The following is a 4737-nucleotide window of genomic DNA, read 5'->3' as shown; positions in this document are numbered from 1 at the left end:
CGGCATCGATTTTATACCGGAATACACCCGGTTTTATCCGAACAAAGAACTTGCGGCACAGCTTATCGGGTTTACCGGACTGGACGGCAATGGGCTGGAGGGAATCGAGTATATCTACGACCAGGTCCTTTCAGGCGGGGAACAAACGGTCATCGTGCTCAAGGATGCCCTGGGAAGGCGGTTCGCCAACGACAGGCACGCGGGGGAAGGCGATGTCGTGCCGTTGTCCAGCGGTAAAAACATCATCCTTAGCATCGACAGGACCATTCAATACATTACGGAATCGGCCCTTCAATCCTCAGTGCTGGAGTTTGAAGCAAAATCAGGCATGGCGGTGGTCATGAATCCCGCAACCGGCGCCATTCTGGCGCTGGCGCACACCCCCACCTTCAATCCCAATATTTTCAGCGGCTATCCGCGGGAATCGTGGAGAAACCGATCCATTACCGATCCATTTGAACCGGGTTCAACCATGAAAATCTTTACCGCTGCGGCTGCCCTGGAATCCGGTATCTGCGGTCCCAACACCATCTTTTTTTGTGAAAACGGCGCATACAGGGTCGGCAGGAACACGATTCATGATACCCATCCCAGAGGATGGCTTTCGCTGCAGCAGATCGTCAAATATTCAAGCAATATCGGCATCTCCAAAGTCATGGAGATGGTCGGCTCCGAAACCCTGTATCAGTCACTGGTCAAATTCGGATTTGGCGAAAAAACAGGTTTGGGCTGCCCGGGGGAAACAAGCGGCAGCCTGGCGCCCTGCGAGCGATGGACCGCCATAGACTCCAGCGCCATCGCCTTCGGCCAGGGAATATCGGTCTCCGCCATACAGTTGGTTGCGGCGGCATCGTCACTGGCCAACGGCGGCCTGCTGATGAAGCCGTATATCGTGGAAGCCGTCACAAACGAAAACGGCCGCATCATCGAACGCAGCAAACCGACGGTCGTCCGGCGGACGGTAAAACCGGAAACAGCCGCTGTGGTAAACCGAATCATGCAGACCGTCATCACTGAAGGCGGTACCGGCGCAACCGCCGCCCTGGACGGCTACACCATTTCAGGCAAGACCGGCACAGCCCAGAAGATCGACGAAAGCAGAACCTACACCAACGGGAAATACCTTTCGTCCTTTCTCGGGTTTGCACCGGCGGCAAAGCCGGCGGCTGTCATCCTGGTGGTCATCGATGAACCACAGAACGCCCACTACGGTGGCACGGTCGCGGCGCCCGCTTTCAGAAAAATCGCTCACGAAACCCTGCAGTATTTGAATGTACCGCCGGAAATTAAAAACAACGGATTGCGGCAGGCTTCCCTGAGCAGCGAGGTGGAGGGGTGAGGCTTTCAGAACTTTTACAGACGCTTTTGCCCGATGACGGGGTGGACCTGAAAAATCAGATCCCTGCGAAAAGGCAGACCCTGGACCATCCGCAGGCGCCGCCCCCAGCCGTCGAGCGCATGCCGACCCTGGAAATCACTGCTGTTCATTACGACTCCCGGCTTATAAAACCGGGCGGCCTTTTTGTTGCGATTCCCGGATTTACAACAGATGGTCACCATTACATCCAGGATGCAGTGGATCGGGGTGCACTGGCGGTGGTAGCGCAAAAGCCGGTTGTGTGCGACGCGGTGACCCTTCAAGTTAAAAACACCCGCAAAGCCCTGGCTGCCCTTGCCGCCGAGTTTTACGGTCACCCCTCTGAAAGGCTCCATATCGTCGGCATCACCGGAACCAACGGCAAAACAACCACGGCCTATCTCATTGAAAATATGCTGGCCGAAGCAGGCATACCTGTCGGCGTTATCGGTACGGTGAATTACCGCTACGGTGGAAAGGTCTTCAGCAGTCCGACCACAACGCCCGAATCACTGGATCTCCAGCGCATACTCGCTGAAATGGTGCAGGACGGCATCACCCACGTGGTCCTGGAGGTATCCTCCCATGCCATCGATCTTTTCCGAGTCGAATCCTGCGATATGGATATGGGCGTATTTACCAATCTGACCCAGGATCACCTCGATTTTCACGGCAGCATGGACAGGTACTGGCACTCTAAAAAAAAGCTTTTCACCCATTACCTGCGAAAATCCAAAAAGAAACGGCAGCCCATTGCCGTGATAAACATCGACAATGACAAAGGCAAAGAGCTTGTCAGGGACATTTCCTACCCCTGTGTGACCGCCGGCCGATGGCAAGAAAGCATGGTCAGACCCCATGACATCCGGATCGACCTGAAGGGCATCCGCGGCGAAATCATCACACCTGTCGGAAATTTTCTGTTTCAATCGCAGCTCATCGGTTCCTACAATCTTGAAAACATTCTGTGCGCCGCCGGCACAGGCGTTGCTTTTAACCTGCCGCTTGAGGTCATCAAAACAGGCATTGAAAAAACATCGGCCGTTCCGGGAAGGCTCGAATATGTATCCAGTGGTTCTGAAAAATCCGTCTATGTAGATTTTGCCCACACGCCCGACGCCCTGCGGAACGTCCTGCAGTTACTCAAAGGCCTCGGGCCGCAGCGGATGATTTGCGTTTTCGGCTGCGGCGGTGACCGGGACAGGGTCAAAAGACCTCTAATGGGTGAAATTGCTGGGGAATTGTGCGATCTTGTTATTGTTACATCCGACAACCCCAGAACCGAGCAGCCTGTTGAAATTATCGAGCAGGTCCTCGCCGGTGTCAAACGGACCTGCCCCCGTGAATATATCACCCAGGACCTTCAAAACGGTTTTAGCGAAAAAGGCCACGCGGCGGAGCCGGATCGAAGACATGCCATCCGCCTGGCCATTGATGCGGCGAAAGTGGGTGACATCGTGCTCATCGCCGGCAAGGGGCATGAAACCTATCAAACCATCGGAACCCGGAAAATCCCTTTTGATGACCGGCTGGAAGCGAAAAAGGCACTGGCGGCCGCGCCTTTCTGCAATCTCGAAAATATGGATTCACCATTATTCACGCAATCAAGGCATTGATTGCAAACCAAGGGCATGACGATATCGTGATCATCACTCACCCGCATACATGGATCGCCTCTGAAATGGCCGAAGCCGTCCGCGGGACGCTTTTGTCCGGCAGGCCGGATCACCTATTCACCGGAATCAGCACGGATTCCAGAACCATCACTCCGGGCGACTGCTTCCTGGCCATCACGGGCGATATTCACGACGGGCATGTGTTTGTTGCGGAAGTCCTCGATAAAAACGTCAACGGTATCATTGTCGACATCGACCGCAGCGACGGCCTGCCGTGGAAGGTGATTGCGGCCCGGGAAATCGTCAGTATCGGTGTCGCCGATACCCTCGCCGCGCTGGGAGCGCTTGCCTCCTGGCATCGCAAAAAGTTTCCTGTTTCGGTGGTCGCGGTCACCGGGTCCAACGGTAAAACCTCGACAAGATCCATGGCCGCGGCGGTTCTCGCAAAGCGCTTTCAAGTTCTTTCGCCTGAGAAAAATTTTAACAACGAGGTGGGACTTCCCCTCACCCTTCTGCGGCTGAAGCCCTCCCACGATTGGGCCGTTTTGGAGCTCGGGATGAATCATTCGGGTGAAATCAGCCGGCTGGGGGATATCTGCCGGCCGGATATCGGTCTGATCACCAATATCGGCCCAGCACACCTGGAAGGACTCGGCTCGCTCGAGGGAGTCATGCATGCCAAGGGCGAACTGCTTGAAAAAATCAAGCCCGGCGGAAAAGTCATTTTGAATGCCGACGATCCCATGACCGAACACCTGGCCCAAAAGACTTCTATAAAGCCCATGTTGTTCGGCGTATCGGATGCCGCCGATATCCGCGGCACCGAGATAGCCGCGCATTCAGGCGGGCTAACATTTGCACTGACCGTAAAGCGGGAAAAAACGCAGGTCACCCTGCGCACCCCCGGAAAATTCATGGTCAGCAATGCGCTGGCCGCTGCATCCGTCGGCCACATTGCCGGCATACCCTTGCCGGAAATCAAATCAGCCCTGGAAAATTTCACGCCGCTTCGGGGAAGGATGAATCTCCACCGGCTGTGGGGCAATATCATCCTCATCGACGATACGTATAATGCCAATCCCGCCTCCATGAAAGCCGCCATCAGCACCCTGCAGGACCTTAAGAAAGAAAACCGGGGGCTGGTGGCGCTGGGGGACATGCTGGAGCTGGGGGAATCCTCATGGCCGCTGCACCGGGATATCGGTTGGTATGCAGCCCGCGCCGGCGTATTCAGGCTTTATGCCACCGGCGAATATGCCGATGCGGTTGCCCAGGGGGCGCGCGAAGGCGGTATGGCGGGCAGGGATATTTTTACCGGCACAAAAGCCGATATCTTCAGGGAAATGATGACGGTTCTGGCATCCGACAGCTGGGTACTCGTCAAAGGGTCGCGCGGAATGCGCATGGAAACCCTTGTGAAAGACCTACTAAACACATTGGGTAAAGGTCGACCATGATATACCATTTACTATATCCGCTGCATACAACCCTATCGGCATTTAATGTATTTCGATACATAACGTTTCGCACCATCTACGCAAGTCTGACGGCATTCCTCATATGTTTCCTTCTGGGGCCCTGGCTCATTCGCCGGCTGAAAGCACTTCAAGTCGGTCAATACATTCAGGATGACGGACCGAAATCGCATTACACCAAAGCAGGTACGCCCACCATGGGAGGCATTTTGATCATCTGCGCCATTGTTTTTTCGACACTCCTGTGGGCCAACCTTGCCAATCTTTATGTCTGGATCATGCTCCTGAT

General features: G+C 55.0%; 3 protein-coding genes and 1 pseudogene. All 4 read left to right on the top strand.

Annotation, left to right across the window (positions count from 1 at the left end; all coding sequences use genetic code 11):
- Positions 1-1339: peptidoglycan D,D-transpeptidase FtsI family protein (locus R6V78_RS00110; protein WP_410287281.1), on the top strand; the 1339-nt coding region annotated here is incomplete at its 5' end.
- The gene (locus tag R6V78_RS00105; protein WP_410287280.1) at positions 1336-2973 is read left to right on the top strand and encodes a UDP-N-acetylmuramoyl-L-alanyl-D-glutamate--2,6-diaminopimelate ligase; all 1638 of its coding nucleotides are present in this window, start codon (positions 1336-1338) and stop codon (positions 2971-2973) included. The genes R6V78_RS00110 and R6V78_RS00105, both read left to right, overlap by 4 nt.
- A gap of 26 nt (positions 2974-2999) precedes the next feature.
- The gene (murF, locus tag R6V78_RS00100; RefSeq protein WP_410287279.1) at positions 3000-4430 is read left to right on the top strand and encodes a UDP-N-acetylmuramoyl-tripeptide--D-alanyl-D-alanine ligase; all 1431 of its coding nucleotides are present in this window, start codon (positions 3000-3002) and stop codon (positions 4428-4430) included.
- Positions 4427-4737, top strand: a pseudogene (mraY, locus tag R6V78_RS00095) (phospho-N-acetylmuramoyl-pentapeptide-transferase); the annotation flags it as partial. The gene murF and the pseudogene mraY, both read left to right, overlap by 4 nt.

Source organism: Desulfosarcina sp., assembly GCF_046496365.1.
Lineage (GTDB): Bacteria > Desulfobacterota > Desulfobacteria > Desulfobacterales > Desulfosarcinaceae > Desulfosarcina.
This window is presented reverse-complemented; position numbering and strand designations above follow the sequence as displayed.